This window comes from Bowmanella pacifica, from assembly GCF_014645355.1.
Classification (GTDB): Bacteria; Pseudomonadota; Gammaproteobacteria; order Enterobacterales; family Alteromonadaceae; genus Bowmanella; species Bowmanella pacifica.
The window spans coordinates 1,371,124-1,394,785 of sequence record NZ_BMLS01000001.1 but is presented as its reverse complement, the minus strand read 5'-3'; the positions used below and the strand labels follow the sequence as shown (position 1 = coordinate 1,394,785).

20 protein-coding genes are annotated in these 23,662 nt (G+C 48.2%); 6 read left to right on the top strand and 14 right to left on the bottom strand.

Annotation, left to right across the window (positions count from 1 at the left end; all coding sequences use genetic code 11):
• Nucleotide 1 precedes the first annotated feature (1 nt).
• The 4 genes from IEX02_RS05815 to IEX02_RS05800 all read left to right on the top strand — a co-directional run bounded on the left by IEX02_RS05815 (nt 2) and on the right by IEX02_RS05800 (nt 5,947).
• Nucleotides 2-712, top strand: a complete 711-nt coding sequence (locus tag IEX02_RS05815; RefSeq protein ID WP_188691514.1) for an ABC transporter ATP-binding protein — start codon at nt 2-4, stop codon at nt 710-712.
• The gene (locus IEX02_RS05810; protein ID WP_188691511.1) at nt 709-3,174 is read left to right on the top strand and encodes an ABC transporter permease; all 2,466 of its coding nucleotides are present in this window, start codon (nt 709-711) and stop codon (nt 3,172-3,174) included. The genes IEX02_RS05815 and IEX02_RS05810 overlap by 4 nt, the downstream gene beginning before the upstream one ends.
• A 159-nt stretch (nt 3,175-3,333) precedes the next feature.
• Nucleotides 3,334-4,698, top strand: coding sequence for a sigma-54-dependent transcriptional regulator (locus IEX02_RS05805; protein WP_188691509.1), 1,365 nt, complete (start codon nt 3,334-3,336; stop codon nt 4,696-4,698).
• Complete coding sequence (locus IEX02_RS05800; RefSeq protein WP_188691506.1) at nt 4,688-5,947, top strand: sensor histidine kinase; 1,260 nt, start codon at nt 4,688-4,690, stop codon at nt 5,945-5,947. The genes IEX02_RS05805 and IEX02_RS05800 overlap by 11 nt, the downstream gene beginning before the upstream one ends.
• Here the strand turns inward: IEX02_RS05800 and IEX02_RS05795 are convergent.
• Entirely contained in the window at nt 5,927-6,505 is a 579-nt protein-coding gene (locus tag IEX02_RS05795) for a tRNA-uridine aminocarboxypropyltransferase (protein ID WP_188691504.1), read from the bottom strand. The genes IEX02_RS05800 and IEX02_RS05795 overlap by 21 nt on opposite strands.
• Nucleotides 6,506-6,680: 175 nt before the next feature.
• On the opposite strand from IEX02_RS05795, the gene IEX02_RS05790 reads away from it, so the two are divergent.
• Complete coding sequence (locus IEX02_RS05790; protein ID WP_188691502.1) at nt 6,681-7,841, top strand: LysM peptidoglycan-binding domain-containing protein; 1,161 nt, start codon at nt 6,681-6,683, stop codon at nt 7,839-7,841.
• A 16-nt stretch (nt 7,842-7,857) separates the two neighbouring features.
• On the opposite strand, the gene IEX02_RS05785 is transcribed toward IEX02_RS05790, so the two are convergent.
• From IEX02_RS05785 to IEX02_RS05775, 3 genes are read right to left on the bottom strand one after another with little or no spacing between them, the layout of a single operon-like run.
• Nucleotides 7,858-8,685, bottom strand: coding sequence for a tetratricopeptide repeat protein (locus IEX02_RS05785; RefSeq protein ID WP_188691499.1), 828 nt, complete (start codon nt 8,683-8,685; stop codon nt 7,858-7,860).
• A gap of 6 nt (nt 8,686-8,691) precedes the next feature.
• Complete coding sequence (locus IEX02_RS05780) at nt 8,692-9,675, bottom strand: polysaccharide deacetylase family protein (RefSeq protein ID WP_188691496.1); 984 nt, start codon at nt 9,673-9,675, stop codon at nt 8,692-8,694.
• A complete protein-coding gene (locus tag IEX02_RS05775) occupies nt 9,665-11,611 on the bottom strand; it encodes a protein kinase domain-containing protein (RefSeq protein ID WP_188691493.1) in 1,947 nt (648 codons plus the stop codon). The genes IEX02_RS05780 and IEX02_RS05775 overlap by 11 nt, the downstream gene beginning before the upstream one ends.
• A gap of 210 nt (nt 11,612-11,821) precedes the next feature.
• On the opposite strand from IEX02_RS05775, the gene IEX02_RS05770 reads away from it, so the two are divergent.
• Nucleotides 11,822-12,622, top strand: coding sequence for a PP2C family protein-serine/threonine phosphatase (locus IEX02_RS05770; RefSeq protein WP_188691491.1), 801 nt, complete (start codon nt 11,822-11,824; stop codon nt 12,620-12,622).
• A 290-nt stretch (nt 12,623-12,912) separates the two neighbouring features.
• Here IEX02_RS05770 and IEX02_RS05765 read toward each other — a convergent pair whose 3' ends face one another.
• The 10 genes from IEX02_RS05765 to IEX02_RS05720 form a co-directional block, all read right to left on the bottom strand.
• Nucleotides 12,913-14,166, bottom strand: coding sequence for a TIGR02270 family protein (locus IEX02_RS05765; protein ID WP_188691488.1), 1,254 nt, complete (start codon nt 14,164-14,166; stop codon nt 12,913-12,915).
• Nucleotides 14,167-14,171: 5 nt separating this feature from the next.
• Nucleotides 14,172-15,077 carry a beta propeller repeat protein gene (locus IEX02_RS05760; protein ID WP_188691485.1) on the bottom strand — a complete coding sequence of 302 codons (906 nt, stop codon included), beginning with the start codon at nt 15,075-15,077 and terminating at the stop codon, nt 14,172-14,174.
• Nucleotides 15,078-15,090: 13 nt separating this feature from the next.
• Nucleotides 15,091-16,377 (bottom strand): PAAR-like domain-containing protein, encoded by a 1,287-nt coding sequence (locus IEX02_RS05755; protein WP_188691482.1) that lies wholly within the window; start codon nt 16,375-16,377, stop codon nt 15,091-15,093.
• Complete coding sequence (locus IEX02_RS05750) at nt 16,377-17,405, bottom strand: hypothetical protein (RefSeq protein WP_188691479.1); 1,029 nt, start codon at nt 17,403-17,405, stop codon at nt 16,377-16,379. Before IEX02_RS05750 ends, IEX02_RS05755 begins: the two co-directional genes overlap by 1 nt.
• Nucleotides 17,398-18,498 (bottom strand): DUF2169 family type VI secretion system accessory protein, encoded by a 1,101-nt coding sequence (locus IEX02_RS05745; RefSeq protein ID WP_188691476.1) that lies wholly within the window; start codon nt 18,496-18,498, stop codon nt 17,398-17,400. Before IEX02_RS05745 ends, IEX02_RS05750 begins: the two co-directional genes overlap by 8 nt.
• An 11-nt stretch (nt 18,499-18,509) precedes the next feature.
• Nucleotides 18,510-18,971, bottom strand: a complete 462-nt coding sequence (locus tag IEX02_RS05740) for a DUF6484 domain-containing protein (RefSeq protein ID WP_188691473.1) — start codon at nt 18,969-18,971, stop codon at nt 18,510-18,512.
• A gap of 55 nt (nt 18,972-19,026) precedes the next feature.
• Entirely contained in the window at nt 19,027-21,171 is a 2,145-nt protein-coding gene (locus IEX02_RS05735) for a type VI secretion system Vgr family protein (protein WP_229702073.1), read from the bottom strand.
• 96 nt (nt 21,172-21,267) lie between these two features.
• Nucleotides 21,268-22,485 (bottom strand): lipase family protein, encoded by a 1,218-nt coding sequence (locus IEX02_RS05730; protein WP_188691470.1) that lies wholly within the window; start codon nt 22,483-22,485, stop codon nt 21,268-21,270.
• A 181-nt stretch (nt 22,486-22,666) separates the two neighbouring features.
• Nucleotides 22,667-23,071 (bottom strand): DUF6795 domain-containing protein, encoded by a 405-nt coding sequence (locus IEX02_RS05725; protein ID WP_188691469.1) that lies wholly within the window; start codon nt 23,069-23,071, stop codon nt 22,667-22,669.
• 62 nt (nt 23,072-23,133) lie between these two features.
• Nucleotides 23,134-23,661 (bottom strand): DUF6795 domain-containing protein, encoded by a 528-nt coding sequence (locus tag IEX02_RS05720; protein ID WP_188691465.1) that lies wholly within the window; start codon nt 23,659-23,661, stop codon nt 23,134-23,136.
• Nucleotide 23,662: the final 1 nt, after the last annotated feature.

The following is a 23,662-nucleotide window of genomic DNA, read 5'->3' as shown; positions in this document are numbered from 1 at the left end:
GATGAAAACCATTGTTTCAATGCACGACATTCATAAATCTTACCTTGGCCAGCAAATTGATACTCACGCCCTTCGCGGTATCAGCCTGAGTGTAAATGAAGGTGAATTTGTGGCGATTACCGGGCCATCTGGTTGTGGTAAATCCACTCTGCTGACCATCATGGGCTTATTGGATAGCGCGTCAGAGGGAACTTATGAGATAGCTGGTATAGACACCCGTGGTCTGAAGGTTGATCAGCGTACCGCAGTACGAAATCAACATATTGGTTATGTTTTTCAGTCATTTAACCTTATCGATAGTCTGACGGTTTTTGAAAATGTGGCATTACCACTGGAACATCGTGGCGAGCATAAAGCGACTATTAAAGCCGCTGTCGTTGAAGCACTGGAAAAGGTGGGGATGGAACACAGAATGTCATATCGCCCTAATCAGATATCAGGTGGGCAGCAGCAGCGGGTAGCCATAGCGCGCGCTTTAGTGGGCCGTCCAGACCTTATTCTGGTCGACGAGCCGACGGGAAACCTGGATACCAAAAATGGTGATGCGGTAATGCAATTGTTGCTGGAGCTGAATAAACAGGGTGCCACTATCGTCATGGTTACTCATGACAGCCGCTACAGTGGTCTGGCTCATCGTCAGATTCAGCTGCTGGATGGAAAAGTTGTGGCCGAACAACAGATTAAACATCAGGCAGATAAGGAGGTCGCATGAGTCTCTATCTGGGGGCTGTGAAACAAGGTTTTGTGCGCTTGTTTAATCAGCCACGCTTAAGTCTGCCGCTGATTTCAACGCTCGGACTTACTCTCGCCTCGGTATTAACTGTTGTAGCCATAGCCAACACCTTACTTATTCAGCCACTGCCTGACATCCGTGATGAGACTAATCTTTACAGCGTTGGCGTAACGCTGGAGATTTCAGATGATATTACCGTGCCGTTTTTGAGTGAGTTACGCCGAGTGGCCCATCTAAGCGAGTCCTTCAGCCCTGAACTGAGTTGGGGGCAGATTCAGGTAGGCGGTGGCAATGTGGAAATCAATGCCCGGCAGTATGGGGTAACTCGTTTAGTCTCGGCTATGGGTACACCTGAGCTGCTGGGGTTAGATTTGATCCTGGGACAAACCAGCCAAGCCGAAGGTGCAGAGCAAGGCGTCTGGATTTCCAAATCGCTATGGAATTCAGCCTTCGCTGAGCGTGAGAATGCCCTGCATGCCACTTTGCGTATCGGCGGAGAGGAGCGACCAGTATTGGGCGTGTTGGCCGATCTAAAAAGTGTCGATTTTGGCAATGTCTCCAGGGATGGCTATCAACAAGTATGGTTATTTGGCGACCTGCAGCAGGCTCTGACACAACCTGAAGGGCTTGATTTGGGAGCGAGAGGCTTGACCTTTGTCAGAGGCGCCGCTGACATCCTGCCGTCAGAACAAGCTTTGGTTAGTTGGTTTAGTCGCTACGTTGAATCCGAAGTTACCAATGAACGAGCCAGGGATTTTCTAATGTCGAAACAATTAACTGCTGAGATCCAGCCGGTACGCGACGCGTTTATGGGCGACAGTCGTATGCTGGTGTTGGCGTTGTTAATCGCCATGTTCAGCTTGTTGGTGATGGCCTGTCTGAATTTATTCAATATGTTTATTGCCCATTATCAGGGGCGTAATAAAGAATTCTCTATCCAACTTTGTATGGGGGCGCCGGTACAGCGACTAAGGAATCTGATCTTTGTTGAAAACCTGCCCATGTTTGTTTTTGCCACCTTGCTTGGTTTGCTGTCGGCCAGTTGGCTGATCAGGCTGCTCCCCCTGTTAGCAGAGGACAGTTTACCCTTGCTTGAACATATCAAATTAGACAGCAATAGTGTGCTAATTGGCATTGGTATTGTCTTTATCGTCAACGCACTGTTTTCCTTTGTTGCCTTACTGCATGTAGACAGGGTGGCGCTGACTGATAGCCTGAACAGCAGTGGTAAAGGTACCCCCTCTCAGCACAATCAAGGTCTGGGTCGTGTGTTGATGGTATTTCAGTTGGTGCTGGCCTGCTTGCTGTTAACCGCTTCACTGATCAGCGCTAAACAGAGCTTTGATAATGTCTATCGTGATCTGGGCTTTGATCTGCCGAATGCGTTCGAGGTGGCATTGGAATATAAGGACGAGCAATGGCAACAAAGTCTGGACAGTTATGAAGCTTATGTCGGCAGTGAACTCTATCTGTTACGGAAGAACATGGCCGAGCGTCTCGAGGCGTTGGAAGGGCGGGTTATCAATGTGGCGCATTTACCTTTACGGGTGAATGTCGAAATTAATGCCTATCCGGACCCGGATACACAGGAAACTCGTACGGTGATCATTGCTTCCTGGTCGGAAGGGATATTTACCGAGTTTGGTATTGAGTTACTGGCTGGGCGCAACTTACGGGAAGACGATCAAACCACCAATAATATAGTCGTGGATAAGCGTTTAGCTGTTGAGCGTTTCGGATCTCAAGGTTGGCAGGACATAGTGGGCAAACAACTCAAACTGGGTCAGGATCCTGACGATGTGGCCACGGTAGTCGGTGTAGTGGGAAGCATAGTGCCGGTTTTGGGAATAGATATGAATTTAAACCTGCCCACTTTGTACAACTTTCGTCAACGTGCGGGGAGCCGTCTGTCAATGGTGGTTGTCATGCCAGAGGGCGAAACACTCAGCGAAGAGTCCCTTACCCCTTTATTAACTGGTCTGGACGCACGCCTGGAGAATGTCAGTGTCGATTCTATACAGCAGCGTTGGCGCGATATGACACAAAGTACCAGGTTGAATATGTACGTAGTGTTGAGCGTGGCAATATTGACGCTGATCCTGGCCGTTATCGGTGTATCAGGATTGAGTCAAATGACAGCCGCTCAGAAACGCTACGAAATGGCAGTGCGAATGGCCACGGGTGCTAAACAACTGGGCCTGCTCAGACTATTGCTAAAAGACGCCAGTCTGATGTTATCACTGGGGTTGGTATTGGGCTTTGTTGCTTCTGTCTGCGGCTATCAATATATGGCCAGTCAGGTTGAGCAACTGCCAGCTTTTGCTTGGCCTGTCAGTATTATTGTGGCACTGGTATTGGCAGTGGCGATGTTGGTCTCTGTTGTCATTCCCAGTTGGCGGACGATTCAATCCGATCCCATGAAAGTGCTTAGAGAATTATGAAAACCCAGGCTTATGCCCTTTGGGGGACGAGTCTGGCTACAAATTACAGCCCGATAGCATGCGGGCTGAATTAATCTTAGGGATTCTTTAGAATTCCATCCGTTATCTAACTGACCTAAGTGCCTGGTTATCTGGGCATGTCATAACCAGGAAATTATTATGCATCGGGATTTGGGCCTGATTTTAGTGGCCGACGATGATGAAGATATCCGCCTTGCCCTCAATTTGCTGTTAAGCAAAGAAGGTTATCGTGTTGTGGAAGCGGCTGATGGTCGAGAAATTGCAGTGCAGACTAGCCGTCACAGGCCTGACGTTGTGTTGCTTGACATGAACTTCCATCGCGATACCACCAGCGGTGAGGAAGGTCTGGAATACCTGAGCTCTCTGGTTAAACAAGGGCTGAAGGTCATTCTGATGACCGCCTGGGGGAGTGTTGAGCTAGCGGTGCGGGGCATGAAAAGCGGTGCGGTGGATTTTATTGAAAAGCCCTGGGATAAGTCCCGTTTGTTGCAGATTATTCAGCAGCAATTGCAGGGAGAAAGAATCGCTGATGCGATACCAGCGACACCTGCTAAAACAACAAACCAAGGCTGGATAGCCGTTTCTCCGCTTATGCAGGAACTGGAGCTTATGCTGGAGCAACTCGCGCCAACCGATGCCAATATCCTGATATTGGGGGAAAACGGTACAGGCAAGTCGCAACTGGCTAAACGTATTTACCAAATGTCTCATCGCAGCGATACGCCATTTGTCACCATGAATATGGGTGCCGTGCCGGCTACCCTGTTTGAAAGTGAGTTGTTTGGTCATGCCAAAGGTGCATTTACCGATGCCAGAGAGGCGCGTACCGGACGTTTTGAACTAGCAAATGGTGGTACGCTGTTTATGGACGAGGTCGGTACCCTGCCGCTTGATGTTCAGCCAAAGTTGCTGCGGGTTTTAGAGACAGGAGAATATGAGATTCTGGGTACCAGCCAGACCCGCTCTACCAATGTCAGGGTTATCAGTGCCACTAACGCTGATTTGAACACCAGTGTTGCAGAGGGCAAGTTCCGACAAGATTTATTGTTTCGACTCAATACTTTTGTCATAGAACTGCCGCCACTGCGTGACAGACAAGAAGATATCCCGCCCTTGGCAGAACATTTCTTGCAGGCATTTTCGGCCAAATATAACAAAGGCCAGGTTCAGCTATCCAATGACGCTATGCAGCGTTTGAGGGAGCATTACTGGCCTGGCAATATCCGCGAGCTGAGTCATGTGATTGAGCGTTCAGTGTTGATTTGCCGCGATGGCATGATTCAGTCGTCGCAGCTTATGCTGGCGGGTTCATCAAGCAAGCAACAGGTTGGTCTGCGTCCGCTGGAGGAAGTGGAAGCTGAGCTGGTGGAAGCCGCCCTGCTCCACTACCAAGGTCATATCAGCAAAGCTGCCCAGGCGTTGGGAATTTCTCGTATGGCCTTGTACAGGCGAATGGAGAAATTTAACTTGGACAAGCAGGACTTTGGTCCGGATGAAGACTAGAGAAGTTCGTCTCCTCGCCTTGCTGATCAGTATGCAGCTCGCGGTGTTAGGGCTGCTGGTGGCATTAGCTTGGCAATGGGAGTGGAGCCTGTTGGCGATACTGACCTTAGTGTTTTTATTGCTGTATCCCATGGGATGGATAACGTTTAAATTTTGGCAGCAGCTGAGCTTGCCCTGGATGCAGCTTAGCAGTTATGCGCAAAGCTTATATAACGGGGAAGATACCGTTACTCCAAGACTCCTTTCCCGGTCGGCATTAGCAGAGCAGTTGCGGATCGACATTGATAAACTGGCGGCCGGGCAACTGACACATCAGCATCAACAACAAAGCCTGACATTATTGATCGAAATGCTGTTCAGTAACTGGTTGCAGCCGGTTTGTGTATTTAGTGATGAAGGGCGACTGCTCTATGCTAATCCCGCTAGTACGGCGTTACCAGGTATCCCACGATTAATTGGCAGTAGCTATGAGGATTTAGGTTTTGCAATGACCTCACGGGGGCTTAGTCACCCGTTACTGCATAAAGGCTGGCAAACTCAGTCTATTCGATATGAACTTTTGGGTAAGCAGTATTGGTTGTTTACGGCCTTTGATATCAGCTTATCACTGCAGCAGGCTGAGCTGGCTATTCAAACTAACATGGTCAGGGTATTAAGTCATGAACTGCGCAATTCTCTGACCCCTATGTCGTCCATGGCTGATACCTTGCTCAGCAGCACGGATTGGCAGGAAGAGCAAGTGCGCAAGGTGTTAAGTCGCATCCAGCAACGGGCCGATGCGCTACTGGACTTTGTGCACCGTTTTGCCAGCGTATCGCAAATGCCAGTCCCTACCCCGGCCTGGTTTTCGTTGTCTAGCCTGTTGGAGCAATGTCAGGGGTTACTCCAGGCTGATGATGACCTTACCATCATGGGGGATGATCGCTGTTTTGGTGATGCGCAATTGCTGGGGCAGGCGTTAATCAATTTAGTCAAAAATGCCCTGGAAGCGGCCCCTTCAGGGGAACGTAAAGTCACAATACGATTATTCAGTCAGAATAACTTTCAGCACTTGCTGGTAGACGACAATGGGCCTGGATTTGCCAATCTGGACAATGCCCTAACCCCGTTATATACCACCAAAGCTGGCGGGTCTGGTATTGGCTTGGCATTGGTCAATGTGATCATCAGTAAACATGGCGGGCGTTTACGTATTACTAATCAGTCTCCCCGTGGGGCCAGGGTGGAGTTAATCTGGCCGTTGCCCTGATAGAAATTGCTGACGTTGATGTAAAAGTGCCAGCATTGGCTCAGGGGGTAAATTTTCCAGGGTATGTAAACCGTAAGCGACGGCCTCTAATGTAGACAAACTGTCCGGACGTTTAGCCACTCGTTGGTAGTGGCTGCTAGGTGGCATAGCGAAGTGCCAGCCTGATAAGGTGTGCAACCAGGGGTTACAATGCCAGATTTTGTTCGCCTTGCGCCAGGTTCCATCCAGAACCACTAGGGTAGCCAGCGCTTGCAGGCGAGGCGTGCTTTGCCCTTCCAGTGGTTGGCTATGCGCCGAAGGATATAGCACACCCACCTGCCCGGGATTCGCCTCACATAATTCCCTCACTTGAGTAAAGTCACCCGCTGACTCGCCAACATAAATATCTAGCTTGTTTAGTGTCATGGCAAGTAACCTCACTGTGCTCTTCGCCACTTTGACTTCTGAGGGGTGCTGCAGTATCACGACCTTAGTGCGATTATGCTGTTTTTGCACATAGGCGCATAGGCACACAGATTGTGGGTATTCGCACTTTGGGCAATATGAACGTGATGACATAGGTGACTGGCAAAACAAACAAGACAGACAGTGTAACTTAACCTTTCTTACAAGTGGGCTTTTGGACAAAACCGACTATGCTATAGTCTTTGTTCAGGATGATGAACACAGCAGGGTATGCGGAGCTAAGCTGTAACGCATTGCACAAGAAGTCTTCTACAGGCGGGTGTAGCACATGCTTAAAGTAAGGGATATGAGTTTAAGGCCGTTACTGGCCGCAGTATTGTTTGTCGCGTTAGTGGGCTGTAAGGCCACAGATAAGTTTTTTTCTGATAAGTCTGAGCAACCTCAAACCAATCAACCTCAGGTGGTGGTGAAGGCGCAGCCCGGGTTATCTCCACGAGAGCGTTTCAGTAAAGCGCTGGAGCATCTCGAACAAGGTGAAGCGCCAGAGGCGCGGGCCGAGTTGAACGCCTATTTGCTTAACATTCCTAATAGCTCCAGTGCCAGGGAGTTGCTTAAACAAATCGACTCATCAGCACAAAGTTATTTTCCTTCGGAGTACTTTGAAGTCACTTTATCCTCCGGCGAAAGCCTGTCCACCTTAGCCGGTAAATACTTAAATTCACCACTGAAGTTTTATGCTCTGGCAAAGTACAACCAGATCATTAGTCCCAGCAAAGTTAACATAGGTCAAACGATAAAAATTCCCCTGACGCCGGAGGCTAAGTTTGCCCTAAGTCAGCCCAGTAAACCTGTGATTGAAGAGGACCCGCCTGTTGACCTGGTGGATACTGCTGCACCCCCTGCCAATGTGGAAGAGCATGTTATTGAGGACAAGGTTGATGAACCTGTTGTGACCCCCGACCCCTTACCCGTTGAAGACGCAGCCCCTCCCAGTGCGGCTTCGTTGATGCAAACAATGATCAGCTATACCCAGCAGCAAGATTTTGCCGCGGCAGTTGAGCAGTATCACTCACTTAAGTCTCTGGGGAGTTTGACAGATGAGGCCAGGGACATCGCTCTGATTGCGCTGGAAGGGTATGGTAAACAATTGGTTGAGACCGACAAACAGACGGCCTCGAGCAGTTACGCAGAAGCTGCTGGCCTTAATTTGTTAAATGGCAACAAGATGCAGGCCTTCCGGGATTTTAAGCAGGCTTCCGAGTTACACCCACAAAATAGCGAGGCCATGGAAGAGATGTTGATCCTGCAAAAGGAAATCGCTGACCAGTATCATCGGGAAGCGTCGTCGGCATTTCGTCGTCAGGAATTAGATCAGGCTATTAATAAATGGGAACAAGTGCTTGAAGTCGACCCAGATCATAACAGTGCCAAGCTCTATCTGGCGCAAGCGCTGGAGTTAAAGGAAAGATTAGAAAAAATCAAAAATTAGCCTCACATTCCAATGCTTATTTAGGATTGCGAATTTCCTCTAAATTCTGCTTCATGGTACTGGCCCGGGATAGCTGTATGCGGGCCTTTATATTATCTGGGTCAAACCACAGACTTGTTTGTAAGTCATCTATAGCCTGTTCAAGATTGGAGGTTAATACTCGCATACCTTGTGAGTAATATTGTTGCGAGAGCTGTTTTTTCATCGCCAGCAAGCGTCCAGATGTGTTTGGCTGGCTCAAATCTGACGCCTGTAGCAGAAGTTCACCTGCTTGTTCCCATTGTTGCTCACGCAGTCTATGTTCGGCCGAATCCAACAGTTTATTTATCTGTGTCAGTTGAGAGGCCGATGCCAAGGAGGGAGAAGACGTGGCTGCGGACGATTTTTGAGCTTTATCTGATGTTGGTGTGGCAGGCTTTCGCTGCCAGTTAGCCATACTGGCACTCTTGTCGCTGGCCGCCTGGTCGGCCGCCCCCCACTCTAGTTGTCTCAGGGCTGCTATGGCTTGCTGATTAGCAGGTTGCAGAGCCAGTATTTTCAGATGTAAAAGGCGCTGCTGTTCGGGGCTGTTCTGCTTTTTAACTTGGCCTTGTAGCTTAACAAGCTGAGTGTCTATTTGACGTTCTAGCCTGGTGATGGCCTGCTGTGCGTCTTTATCTTCAGGGCTGGCAGCAGAGATAATCTGCCATTGCCATAAGGCATCAGCCAAATGCTTTCTTTTCTCTAACTTTATGGCCTGCTGCTTGCGGTCAGACATCGAAAAAATTTTATCAGAACGGGTGACGCAGCCGCACAGCGACATTACCACCAAGTACACTAACACCTGCTGCAGGGGATTCTTCATAAACAGTTACTGCAAATTCAACTGATGGAAGACATCCAGCTTGTTACTGAAGCTTTTTAAGTTGTCCTGCCCGTATATCATGGTGCGTCTGAGTAAGTAGGGGGAGGAATAGCTGGGGTTGCTGCCTCTGCGTACGGTTAATGCCATTCTGTAATCTCTTTGTTGTAATATTTTGATGAGTTCGGGGCTGCTGTTGCCATAGGGATAAGCAAAGTATTCGATGGGGTGTTGGGTTTTCTTGCGCAGAATTTTGTCCGGCTTGTCTACTTCTTCTGCCAGCCTCGCAAGATAGTCATTGTCACTCTCTGACCCCGTTGCTTTGGCCAGGTTAGCATGGCTTTTTGAGTGGGACTGTATGGCAATCAATGGGTCATTGTTAAGCTCTTCAATTTGTTGCCAGCTAAGTGCACGGCCAATACCGACAAAGTCCGTATACACAAACAGCGTGGAGGGATAGCCATATTGTTTGAGAATGGGATAAGCGATTTGATAAAAGCTCGCATAACCGTCGTCAACGGTAATAACCACAGATTTATCTGGAAGCGGCTTTTTACCTTGTAGGAAGGGGCCTACGTCGCTTAGCGGGATCACCTGATAGCCATTGTCTTTCAGGTAGGCCATCTGCCGCGCAAAATCATTGCGGGTGACCATCATGCTATTCAGACTTCGTTTCTTACTGGTGAACTGGTGATAGCAAAGAATTGGAACAACCTGGATACCTGAGGCATAGACAGCAGAAGGGTTAAGATTGTCCTTAGGCACGGCTATGACTTCTCCCGCCTTAGCTTGAATGCCAGGGTTATATCTAATTAGCATTGAGGCCAATGCTGGGTCCCCGAGATAATCTTTGGCAATCTGGGCAAAGCTGTCGTCAGATCCGGCTTCCACCAGCCAGAAGTTGGTATTCTGTGCCACCAGCGCCCGGTTGCTGATAGAGCAGCTTGCTACAACCAGACAACAAACAAGACTGAACAATATGTTAATTTTCATGGGTTTTTAGCATACGTGTCGTCGTGATAACGGTTTTATCCTTGTCTGATTCTGACTCCGAAGGTTGAGGGGAAGAAACCACCCTTGTCTCATCCAACGCATCGGCTGGCTGGGTTTTCTTCTTGCGCGTCGATGGCTTTCTCGGTGTTTTGCTTGACTGACTTTGCGGCGGCTTAATGCTTGTTGCCGATTCCACCGATTCCACCGATTCCACCGATTCCACCGATTCCACCGATTCCACCGATTCCACCGATTCCACCGATTCCACCGGCGTTGAAGGTCTATCAGTGGTGGATTTCTCCTGTGCTAAATCGGTGGCTGGTGCCTCCGATGGCGAACCGTCTTTAAGGGCGGCAGCTTGCAGGGAAGCATTCATTTTGTTGAAGTTCTCAAACAGCTCTCCTATCTCGTCGTTTCTGGTTAACGAGATACGATGATCAAAGTCGCCTTTGCCTACGCTTTGCAGTGCCTCATTCAGGACTCTGAAAGGGCGAGCTACCAGAGCACCGAAAATAAATAGCATCAGCACAACGGACGAAATGGTCACCAGGGCTAATGCAAACATTAATCCGCCAGTTATGCTCTTAACTTCTTCCAGGCTGCGTTGAGACAGACCGAGAACAATTTGGCCCACCTCGGTGTCCTGAAATAGTACCGGAGTGGATATGCTGAAGACGTTCTCATCATTATTCAGGGTTTCACTGGCAACGCGCACCCCACTTCGCTCAGCGACAAATTCTGCCTGGTCACTGCTGACATATTGTTGGCCCACCAGGCTGGTGTCGCTGGCCCCTCTAATTACCCCAAACCTGTCCATGACGATCAGATAGGCAAAGGTTTCCCGGCTGCTGGCATCATTGATAAAGGTTTCCAGGGTGATCCAGTCTTCACTGAGTAAAGGGACAACAGTTTCAATGGCGATAAATTTTGCAAAGGATGAGCCAGAGTCTATGGCCTGATTGGTTAACGCTCTGGACTGAATGTTAAAGACAATATTGATACTGATAAGTAACACTAAGCCGACGATAGCACCCATGGACAGCGCCCAGCGAACCTTAAGGGGCAAATATTTATGCTTTTTCTGCTCTTTCTCCTGTTCGTGCAGTGCGGCCAGTTCTTTTTTCAGCGCATCCGCCAGCATGGCACCGTTTTGATAGCGCTTGGCCGGTGATTTGTTCAGTAGCTTATTAACGATTTGCTGCACCCCGGCTGGAATATCCGGACAATGTTTTTTCAGCGGTGCGGGTTGCATCTGAGTGATCTGGGTCATCAGTGTGCCGATATTAGAAGCATCGAAGGCTTTTACTCCCGAGAGCATTTCGTACAGAATAACTCCCACAGAGAATAAGTCTGAGCGACCATCCACGTCCTGAGCCAGTGCCTGTTCGGGGGACATATAGCGAGGTGTGCCGAGCACGGAGCCGACCTGGGTTTTCATGGCTTCTTCATTCTCGCCCATTCTGGCAATGCCAAAGTCGGCTACTTTTATTGACACCCCATCCGGCATAACAATGATATTGTCGGGTTTGATATCCCTATGCACTACGCCCATCTGATGTGCGTAATTCAAGGCGTTTGCCAACTGAATACCGACTTTCAGCGTATCGGCCAGGGGCATTTTGCTTTTCTCCTTTAGTACTTCTCCCAGATCCTTGCCGCTCAGCAACTCCATCATGATGTAGGGAGCGTCCTCGACCTTACCGACATCATAAACCGTCACTATATTGGGATGAGACAGGGCCCCTGCCGCCTTGGCTTCGCGCATAAAGCGCGCCAAGTATTCCTGATCTACACAGAAATCCTGCTTCAGTACCTTGAATGCTACGGAGCGATTTATCTCCGGATCGAAAGCACGGTACACCATGGCCATGGCACCTTCGCCTATGGCTTCCTTGATTTCGTAGCGATCAATGGTTTTACCTAAGATATCTGTCACCGACAATATTCCTTTTGCTTACAGCCACGAGTCTAAAATGTTTAGTCGTGATATGCGGTAAATTCAACTCAATCTGGTTTATCTGTGTGTTTTGCTTGGTGAAATCAGAGGCAAATAACTGACTTGTGTACTTAAATATAAGCAAACCGATAAAAATATGTCCGGTTGTCAGGGAAGGTGGCTTCGCGGATTTTCGACAAGTTGAATCTAATGAATAGAAATGCCTGGACGTCTGTTGCGAAAACCCATGTTGGTAATGTAAGAAAAATTAATGAGGATAGTTATCTGGATGCCCCTGACGTAGGGCTTTGGTGTGTGGCTGATGGTATGGGAGGCCATCAGAAAGGCGATACGGCCAGCACCATGATTGTCGATTATCTGCAATCGTTGCTGTCGGTGCAGGATTACCCGTTAAGTACAGGGCAGATAGAAGAGCGATTAATATTGGTTAACCAGAATTTGATTAACCTTGCGCAGCGCCTGCCAGACTCCAATGTCATCGGCAGCACGGTGGCTATTTTGTTGTTTGCCGATGATTTGGTGCATTGCTTGTGGGCGGGTGACAGCAGAATTTATCGACTGCGTAATGGGCAACTTAAACAGTTAACCCGGGATCACAGCCAGGTTGAGGAAATGGTGCAGGCGGGCCTGCTGACCAGTGAAGAAGCGGCGGTGCATCCTGCTGCGAATGTGATTACCCGCGCCATTGGTGCCAGCCCTGAGCTTGAAATAGACCTGCTGAGCTTCGAGCGTTTTGCCGGTGATCGTTATTTACTTTGTACCGATGGTTTGAATAAGGTGATGACGGATCCCGAAATTGCCGATCTGATGCAACAAAATGCTCTGCCTGACCTGGCTGAAGATATGATGCAGACCGCGTTGCAACGCCATGCCAGGGATAACATCACCTTGGTGATGGTGGATGTGACACAAGGGGTACCGGAATTAGAACAAACCGGCCGATTGAGAGATACCCTGCCCTTGGATGATACCTTGCCTTTACGCCGTTAGGTTGTTTTGTTTAACGACAGCTTGTTCTATTGCCTGCGAGGTCGGGGAATGTCAGACGGTTTGGGTGGAATGGAGTCTTGCCCAGTGGAGCGAATACCTGTCTGAAAACCACCCTGGCATTGTTCACTTTTTAGCTGAATGGGTAAAAAAGCACGGAGGCTACGATCAAAAAAGCGGCCGCCAACTTCAATCTGTTACTGGCTTTTATGCTCGTATGACCTGACAGTTTTTCCCTCAGCCAGAATAGGGCAAATAGTACGCCCAGTAGAAAAAACACCCAAGGTAGGTAATTAATCAGCATCAGCTATTTGTTCCAACAATGCCTTTTGCTGCTTAGCCGGGGCACAAACATTAAAATAAGGCTCTCCCATTAACGCCAGTTCCAGCGCAGCGGCATGGCGTTGTCTTTGGTAGCCGTTTTTTAACACCTGGTAGCATTGGGTTTTATTAATGGGTTTTCCGCACAAGTAGCGCTGGCCGGGTGTAAAATGGGACGTATTAGCCTGCCACCATGCTTGTACTTTTGCTGGATCTGGCCAAGGCAGGTTGAGATCGGCATCCAGTTCTACCCTGTCATCCATAGGATCTTCATTGGGACCGCTTTCAACACCTTCAGGCCAGTCTGTATCCATATCCTGATACGCCAAATCCAGTCCGGTGATCAGCGAGAACGCTTCGCCTGCTACACGGGCCTGCACTAAGTCATCCATGTGTTTCATGATAACCGGTAGCCAGAATGGATCACCGCTATAACCCATTCCCTGTATGGCTATTCTTGTTGTGTCAGTGCTTTCTAATAACCTCTCCAGTAAGTTTTTAAGCTCAATATGGCTAAGTTTTCTGGCCACCAGCTTAATGGCTTGCTTAGCATCAGGCGTATTTTGCACAGTTAATTGAGTTAGGTTACCAATGGCAGACCAATCTCCCAATAACGCAGCTGACCAGTTAGCAGTGAAAACAATATCCGAAGCTTGATGAGTAAAGTAAGACCGCAAGTCTGCGAGTAAATCCTGTCTACCTAATTCGCCAATAACGCGTAATATAGGCGCCAGCTCATTAGCACTATTTAGCGCACTTTGCAGGGCTTGTTGCGGATCTTTTCGTTGCAAGGCAAAAACGCGTACTCCCAATTGCAGATAATCGGTTGCATTAGTGCTGAGCAGCCTATCTGTTAATGCCACGTTTTCTTCATCCCAAGCAAATCCTGAAATGGCAGCTTTATGGTTCTCAGCGTTGTTGACACAAAGATCCATGAGGGCGCTGAGTGATTTCCCATCCTCTAGGGCTATGCTCAACCAACCGGCAACAAAGCATTCCCCCGGCTCACCACATTGCAAGAGAGACGGAATCAGCTGTGCGCCTTTCTCTGCGGCAACTTTTAACCCATCTAGATGGGCTTCCAGCTGTTCTTCTAATTCAACTAAATCATCAAGATCATAGTGTGGCTCATAGGTCGCAGAGTCTCGTTGCAGCCATAGAAAGGCGGCATCCTCCATATGTCTATCAACCAGAGTTTGAATAACGTGGGTGGCTTGTGAATGCATAATAGTCAGATTATCTTCAGTACTTTACCCGCAGCGAGCAGCACCATATCGTCCATACCGACGGATAACATGGCATGGCCTACAGAATGCAATTTAGCGAATGTGGTTGGAAAGACTGGCGCTAATGATACTGGGTCCAGAAGCTCGCCATTAAGCATAAAAAGCTGCTTCATTGAACAGCAGTAGATATGTCCGTCGAAGTAGGCAATATCCCACAGGTCAGCATCAACCTCTGTAGCTACAATATGCCATTGATCCCGTCGGCCAATGAGCATGTTGCCCATTTGCCCGACAATATAGACCTGAGAATCTGCCGCACATAACACACTTGTATTAATTAGATTGGTAGGGCTATCCATTTGAACCCAAGAGTTGCCATTAAATAGCCATATTTCACCTTCCCACCCCACGGCATATATCTCGTTTTCATCAAAACCGTCTACAGCTTCAAATCCGGTAGAGTATCCACATAGGGCGCGTTGTGGTTCTGGAACCGAAAGATTCTCTACATCTAGGCTACTCGTGAGCCGAAACATTTTATGCGCAGTGCCTACGATATAAATTGCTCCGGCTATAACTTTGGCAGCCCTGATGAGGTAGTCAACCTCAGCAGGGAATCGCTCCTTCAAGTCAATTTCCTGGCAACTGCCATCAGATGATAGGCATGCAATTTTTCCATGTTTACCTACCGCCACAAATTCAATGTTGGGCCATCCCGGATGACATAGGGCTGCGGATGTCCAGGGCAAGTTAACTGGTTTGCCCAGTTTGGCGTTATCCCATAAATAGAGGATGGAATGTTCTACTTGTTCTGCTAATAATTTTTTATCTAGCAGGCAAAACATCAATCGGCCATTACGACCTAGTGCGCCGTCACTAATATGCCCTATGGAAGAAAAGAAAGTACTCATAAACTAAATATCCTTAGAACGGCGGAATACCGCGTAAATTGGCCAATTCAGCCATACCTTCGGCAACGTTTTCAGCCATATAGGAATCCCAGGCCTCATTAGCCAATTCTTGGGAACGCTCTGAGGCTCTGACAACGTCCTCGGGAGAGGTCTGTCCTTCAACAACAGCTTTGATTTTGGTGTCGTCTGATATACCGCATTGCTGGTGGTAGTTATCCAGCTGTTTATCAATGCACTTGTCGTCACAAAATGACGCTGGGAAAGCCTTCTTTCGGGCCTTATTTGCGTTCTCTTTGCCTTGTTTGTAAGTTTGAACTCTATGCCCTGAAACGGCCCCGCCGTTTTTTAAAGGCAGCGTACCCTGTGGCATCTTCATTGACTCTTGGCTTTGAAATGTATGCATCAGTCCGTGAGTGCCCGTGTTTTGATTTATGCCTTCTGCACAGATACAGGGAGCATCGTCCTCGTTATAGCTTACAGTCCCGGTATTTACGCCTGCCAACGGCTTGCTGTTGGAGCCCCCTCTGCCGGTATCAAACAAGGAAGAGGCTTCTATTAAATGGTGACCCGTTTGGGGGGAGCAACAACCCATCATGCCGGCTTTGGGCTTGTAGGGCATAAGAAAGCAGCGTCTGGCATTCATGCATTTGTCAGCGGCGTGATGCTTTGACAATGAGTGGGCCTGATCACTGGATTTTGAGCCGGATGGTTTGCCGCTTTTTTGGTATCTTGTTCCAGGGGTATATGGCAATGGCTTGAGTGACTCACATAGGTCATCATCTCCGTGAGGGGTGAAATCTGAACATGCCTCCTTTTCTGCTGCGGCATCTTTCTCGCATGCCCCATCTTTGCCCACATGCTGACTATCCAAATAAGGCCAAGGGACACCTTCATTGCCCGGAAAAGAAGCGTGATTGCTGGTCGTTGTATCCAAATGACGAACAACATTCTTACCTTCGGCTTTAATGTTCATAGACCAACTGTTGAAATACACTTTCCCCGTTAACTTGCTAGTAATAAGACCTTTTTTGGCCGTTTTGCCTGCTTCATCCCCCTTGCAGGTTTTGAAGTTAGATGCATCTCTTTTCATTACCTCTTTGCCACTGACCGACACCTTCTTAGTGCCTTTCGTGGTGTCTTTGGCCTGACTAAATAGTGGGTAGGGGATAGGGACGCCTGGAGGGGTTGGCGGCACTTTATCTGGTGGAGTGAAACAAACATCAGGAAATGCCGCATTGACTTTCCCTGCTCCCGCTTTACAGGCTACTTCTCTGCCGTTTGCAAAAACTTGATTGCTCATCAGGTGTGACTCCTGAATTGAAGTATTGCTGCTGCACGTTGTCCATCATCATTGGAAAGGTGCATCAGTACGTTCTGCCCTGCGCTGAATCCTTTATGAAATGCACTATAGAGATAAGCAATACATACCGGCCCAATGGCAGCCCCTACTTCGCCGATACAGTCTGTTGGGTGCCAAAGAGGAAACTGTTGCTTACGTGTGCGCAACAAGCGAGCAGAGAGTAATGCGGCGTCTTTAAAACTATACGAGTCGCCCGATATATCTGCGATGCGAAAATCCATGTCATCCATTACAAGATTTGCATCCGTGAGCGCCTCAGTCGCGGCAATGGTTAGCCCTTCAGCTTTTTGTGGCAATTCCGAGTCGAGTATGGCGAGATCGGTGCCAAATCCCAATCCCGTGAGTTGCAGTTGAGGAGTAGCAGAAACAGCACGCTCTAACAATAATGCCGCAGCCGCTTCTCCTGGTATAAATCCATCCGAATACTCACTGGTAAGTAACCTGTCTTGGTCTTCCATATGTCGCAAAAACTGCATATTCAGCAGGCTGTCCACGCCTACAACAATGACATGTTGATACCCATCCTGATATAACATATCTCTGGCTTTTTTTAGTGCGGCGATGGCGCCAATATTGCCAGCCTTAATGACTGCGGAATCAGGGTGTAATTTAGTTTCTAGCAGCTGTTCGGCTTTAAAGTAGACTCTGTTGCCTTGGTTAGGCGGCGTACCAGGCCGGTCTATGTCTGCGAGGCAGATGATGACAGGAGTATCTTCAATTGAGAGTTCCTGCGATTCGCTACACTCAAGAATGACCATGGCGAGCATATGTGCCAATTTATCGGTTCCTCGTATTGGCGACGCTAAAGGAACTTCACAGCCCAGTAGCCACTCTCCGCCTTTGTCCAAAAAACGCGTTTCCTGAAAATTGTCAATGGCGGCGCGAATGGCGGCGCAACTGCTTAACGTATCCAGGCCCACACCTGTCACCATGCCGGTGGCGACAACAGCCAGTGGTCTGTCACTCATGCTCAGCCTCCGTGCTGCGGATTTTATGCAGGCCGGGATAGTAGGTTTTGCCCAAGGTTCTGGCCCGCCACCAGGCTTTAGACATTTTGCCCACCAATACCTGTGGGATCTCAAACATATTGCGTTTTAAGGGCTCGCTGACTCGCCATACTAGGCTAAAACGCCCCATATCCGGTTCAATCAGCAAGGTGTCTATGACGGCACGAGCGTGTTGATCCTCATCACGCTTTTTAAAAAACACTACGGGAAGGTCAATAGCGGGTAGCTGAAAACGTGTCAGGCTGGTGGGCGTGAGGTTATGTAGCTCTACCCACTCTCCTCCTTGCAGGTGGCTGCATTGCTGGTCCATTGGTGCCGCCTGGAAATACTGCTCGTCAAAATCATCCGGTAGGAAAGGAAAAACCTTATCTATCCAGTGCTGGTCGTAAGTGCCGGCGAATTTAGCTCGCTGTGGCCAGCCTCTTCCTAGTGTGCCGTAGGCCATGGGATGATACTGGCCATCGGGTTTCTTTATTGGTTGACCGGGTTCTTCGGTATTGGGTAATGGCGTGTGGTGTATCAGTTTGTCTTGAAGGAATCGATGAAAACCCCGGCCAACCGGGTTATCCATATAAGCGTCGCGCTTATTCTCATCCTGAGTAAAGTCGTCTATTCCGCCAAACGCTCGGCCGTAGTGAATGGGCATAACGTTAAAGGGCTCGGCGAAGGTTCTGCCAATACTCCCGGCATCCGCATACCAGAGACGATTACCCACCACGCGTACAGTCTTATCTATACCTGCCACCTTTATGCGAGTATCTAGCTCTTTAACCGGTTGTCCATTCGGGGCATAGGCTGAGCCATTTAACAGTACATCGCAGCGGGGCTTGTATGGGGCGAAGTCTGATTCATACAGACAGGCTGATAAGCCAGGTTCGTCTAGGTAAACATCGGCTTCAACCAGCGGCACTTGTTGTTCCTGCAGTACGGGGGGACTGCCATCCAACGGTAGTTTAAAGGTACCTTTAATTACCACCACCAGGCTCTCACGGCCTGATTTATCCATTCCCTGGGTATACGCGGCCTGCATGGCGGTTGCGTTAATCAGTTCCATGATTTCCCTGCTCAGTTAAGCTGAATTGCGCCACCTTTAATTCGGTTGGCACCACTAGAGCGACTAAGGATATAAGCGCCTCGAATTAATACCTTGCCAGCCTTGGTCAGGGTGATGCTGGCTTTGCCGCATTTCAGTTCAATCTGCTGATCGGCACGCAGACAGAGCGTGTCGCCGTCCATTTTTACGTTCAGGCTCTGACTATCTGTTTTTTCTTTACGGGCTGGCTGGGGGGAGACAATGCGGCCAATGATCAGCGGCTTATTCGCATCACCGTTTTCAAATAACAGAGCCAAATGGCAGCCGATATCATCCGTTTCCAGTTGCACTGTACTTTTGGCTTCCAAGCCTTGTTGGCTTGGGTTGCCGGCAAACACCACCAGCGGATGGCCTTGTGCACTAAAGCCTACCAGTGCGCCCACGGTCACGTCCGTAGGCCGTTTGTTTTGTACTTTATTCGCCTGTTCCAACATCGTCGACTCCTACATCTCATTGTTTCATCCTGGCCCTGAGACTGCTTGTGGCCGCTTAGTTTTGCAGAATTTTCTTACCCTTAAGCACCATGTCTTTGCTGGCTTTAACGTCGATAGCACCGCTGCCTTTAACGCTAATATCCTTGCCGGAAATACTGATGGTGCCGTCTTTCTTCATGGAAATGCTGGCCTTGCCGCATTTGATAGTAATGGCATCGCCTACATCGATAACCAGGTTCTTGCCTACGTTGAGGCTGTCATTATCGCCCACATCGACAGAGCGATTATTGCCGACGCTCACCAGTTGATTCAGGCCGACATCAACATTCTGCACTGCGCCAATTTCCACCGCCTGCGCACCACCAATGATGACTTCCTGTGCGGCACCTATGGCAATGGCCTCGTTAATGGCCACGGTATGGGTTCTGGACTGGCCAATGCTGACGGATTCGTTGGCTGCCACATCCCTGCTGCGGTTGGCACCAATGCTGATGGTTTCATTGCTGGCGACGGTTTCGGTACGGTTGTTGCCAATACTGATGGTTTCATCGTTGCCGACACTCTCGGTGCGGTTATTTCCAACCGAGATAGTCTCATCATTGCCAATGGTGTCTTTGCGGTCGTTACCTATATCGATTGTTTCATCTACGCCCACCGTCTCGGTCTTATTGTTTTTGACCAAGATGCTTTCGTCTTTTTCCGCCTGGATATACAGCTCTTCACTGCCCTTTTTGTCTTCCATGCGGATTTCGTTGAAGTTGCTGGCACTGCCACCGGGGGAACTGCGGGTTTTAATGCCCGATTGAGTTTTGTTCGCTGGCAGGCTGTAAGGCGGCATGTTATCGGCGTTATATACGCTACCCACCACCAGAGGTCGGTCTGGGTCACCTTCAAGAAAATCGACTATCACTTCGTGGCCGATGCGGGGAATAATTTGTGCGCCCCAGGCTTTACCGGACCAGGTCTGCGCCACCCGAATCCAACAGGAGCTGTTCTCGTTTGAGGTACCGTATCTGTCCCAGAAAAACTGCACTTTGATACGCCCATATTTATCTGGGTAGATCTCTTCGCCGGGGGGGCCTACTACTACCGCGGTTTGCGGCCCTTGTACTAAGGGTTTTGGTGCATTGCGTGCCGGTCGGTAAGGGGTCTTGCTGTCCATTACCACAAAGTTGCACTGGAACGGCTGCTCGCCACCACCACCGGAACCATAGTGATTGGCATTAAGTTCATAGTCACAACTAAGCACCAGGTACTCCTGATTGCGATCGGCCCTGGGGTGTTCGCTTAGGGTAAATAATCCACCGCAGGTCATATTCCGGGCGTCGGTCTCGCCACTATGTTGTTCAAATTTGACCTGTTGCTCCTCAATGCGGGTGAGGGTGTAGTTATCACCATCGGCCGACTCGGTATATTCGCCGGGGTAATCAAAATACTCAGCATCAGCCAGGGCATGCGAGCGGGGTATGGCGCGGCTGGTGGACAGGTCACTTTTGGGTTTTTTGAAATCGTAATCGGTGCTGGCATAGCGACCGGTTTGCACTTCACAACTGCTGCTCCAATTGGCAATGCTGCTGTCTTCTTTGCGCTGAAACAGTCCAACTAAATGATAAGCAATAGCCGACTTACCAGGGAGAGGCTTATGGGCGTTGGCAGCATCGGCCAGTATCAGCTTGTGCTTGTCTTTTTCATGACTGAAGTAGAAGTAGATACCTTCGTTTTCCATCAGGCGCATCACAAACAACATATCCGATTCGCGATACTGTACGCAGTATTCCCAGGTACGGTAGCTACGTGAAAGCTTTAGCTCATAGTCGGTAAAGCCGTTGTCGGCGAATACCTGCTTGAGAATATCCGGTACTGTCATCTCCTGAAAAATACGGCAATCGGCAGTGCGGTTTAAAAACCATAGCCAAGGGTGTATTTCGGCACTGTATTGGGCATAGCCTTCGGTGGCTCTGCCTTGTTGGGAAAAGCGGGTAATAAAACCATTGAAATAGCGGTACTGCTGGTTCTCCAACTCCAACTGAATGGTGGCCTTCTGGCCAACCAGATCGGTGGCTTTAATGTCCTCTTTTTTTGCATAGAGGGTAACCTCATACCTGAAGAGTTGACCCAAGGCTTCATGGCCACTCATAGATACCAGCAACAGTTCATCACCCAAGGGGGTGGTTATGGATACCTGTCTTTTCCCTGCCACAAGGTTTCTCCTGTTCGCGGCTCGCTAGAACCTGTCAAACCCGCTCAAATTCATTAAGTGTAGTTAGGGCCTGAACAACTTTCCTGTTTGTCTTGTTTACAATGCCAGCGGCCCTCTTGTGCCGCCCAGGCGCGTATTGGGGCCTGGAATACGGTAGGCGTTTTGCCTTGGCCTTAGCCCATTTGGCGTTGGGTGACCATCCGGTGCCTGCCACATAGTTCTGGGCATGGGCAAGGCTATCTGCATTTGCATCTGACTGGCTTCCAGTGCTTGCCTGGCCATTCTGGATACAAAAGAAGAGAGCAAACCCAGTACCCAGCGAATAAATACCACTGTAAGGCTTTGCCCCGGGAATGGCTGCCATCCCACTACGGAGAGGATTTTATTCAGCAAGCGTTGTACCCAAACAGAGATCTCTTTTAGGGCCATAGCGCCCTGATATAACAGCCAGGCAACGGCATCCAGTGTGGTGGCATAGGAAGGCAGTTGCCGGCCTATTCCCAGTTTATGCGTGCGCTTTAAAATATACTGCAGGGCAAAGGCGATCATGGTGAGTACCGGGGCCGAGTACATAGCTACTCCTAATGCGCCTGCCAGTACGCCTGTACTTATTCCTCCCTCAAGAAATTTCACAGTATCTAAATCGGAAATACTGCCCTTTAAATTTCCCCATTCCATACCCCTAACAGTGGATATGTAGTTATTCATAAAATGAGCCATTACCGATATGCGCCCGGTAATCCAATTCAGATGATAACCATCGGCAAAGTCTGATGAGTACACATGTAAAAAGGGGAACATAGGTACCATACTGACCAGATCGGCATCGTGGTAAACCCGGTAAATATTTTGCTTGCCAATCAGTTTATCCACTTCCTGGTTAAAAGAAGTAAAGCCCACTCTTGGAGCACCAAAGGTATAAAGCTTAATTTGGCAGGTTTTGGCGCTGTCCCGCTTGGCGATATGATAAGCGGTAAGGGTGGCCAGGGCGCCGCCCAGGCTATGACCAACCAGATGAATCTTACTGGGTGAATGCCAATCCAGATAGCGGTCAATATGATGTTCAAAGGAGCGGAACGTTTGCACAAAGCCGCGATGGGTCATATGGCCATTAAAGTTTGTTGGTAGGGTTTGTAGGTCAGTTGCTGCATCTTGTCTTGATGCGGTCCCTTTAATAGCAATTAATGTCTCACCTTTATAGTTTTCTACTTTGGAATCAAACCCCTCGGCTATGCAACCAAAAGTAGCGGATGTCCCTCTTCCATATCCTGTAATTGCAGAGAAAGATTCTATTGGTTTAAACCCACGTTTCATCAACGGATTTAAGATAAATAATCTTTCATCTTTATTTAAACCACTTAAAGCTGTTTTTAAGTTGGCTTTCCCTGTCTGAAATTTATTTTCGTTTAGAGCTTTAGAAAAACTATAAATGCTATCTGCAAGTTCTGCGCTTTCAGAAGGTGTAATGATTTTCATATGTCCTCCTATTTATAAGCTAATCAGCTATTTTGCATATTCCATAATAACCACCTTCAATCTGTTCTTTAAATTCGGATTCTAAGTCGCACTCTATTCTTATAGGAGCCTTTCCTACCTCATCTCCTGTCCCATAAGTGTTCTTTATATTTCTCCAGGCAGTATATTCCTCGCCTTTAAAACGAATTATTATTTTTTGAGAAATTACTGGTTGCATAGGAAAAACTAAAGATAAAATTGACTGGCTTTTCCATTCTTCAAAAAAAAACCTTCCATTCTTATCTGTTGTTACTGTTTTACTTTTCTTCTCATCTTTTGCCGACCAATCATAACTACTTATTACCTCCGCCCCTTCTACAGGCTCGCCATTTAGTAGTACAACACCTTCAACTTCAGTAAACATTGATTTTGAAAATAAACCCATGGAGTTGACTCCTTTAGAAAAAAATGACAATAAGATCACTAGTGGAATAAGTGTATTTTTTTTCACTTTACAAGCTTCCCTATTCCGTAGTAAATTTCTCCATACTTATTTTTACCTTGATATTTATTGTTTATTCCAAAATCTATTTCCATTTTTATTGGGTTTGTCCCAGTCTCTTTTCCTTTGTCATAGTTGCTTTTAGTGTGGCTCCATACGCAATAATCTTTCTGGTTGAAACTTATATTAATTTCCTGCCTTATTAATGGGTGTAATAGACCATTTAATGGTATTGGGAGAAAACGATAAAGTGTTCCAAATTTGAATTTCCCATTTTCATCAGTTTTAGTCGAATCAATGTATGTTTTTTTAGGTATGTTCCAGTCAACTTTTCTGGTAACGGTGATGTTTCTTAGGGGCTTGTTGTCAAATAGTACCGTTCCTTCAATTTTGCTAAATAAGCAGACAAAACCAATTATTATAAATGCTAAAGCGATGAAGGTAAGTAAGTATGGGAAGCTGGTTTCAAGCACCTGCCCTAATGCATCATGCATAAAGCCCAGAAATATCTTAATCTCGGTTATGATTTCCATA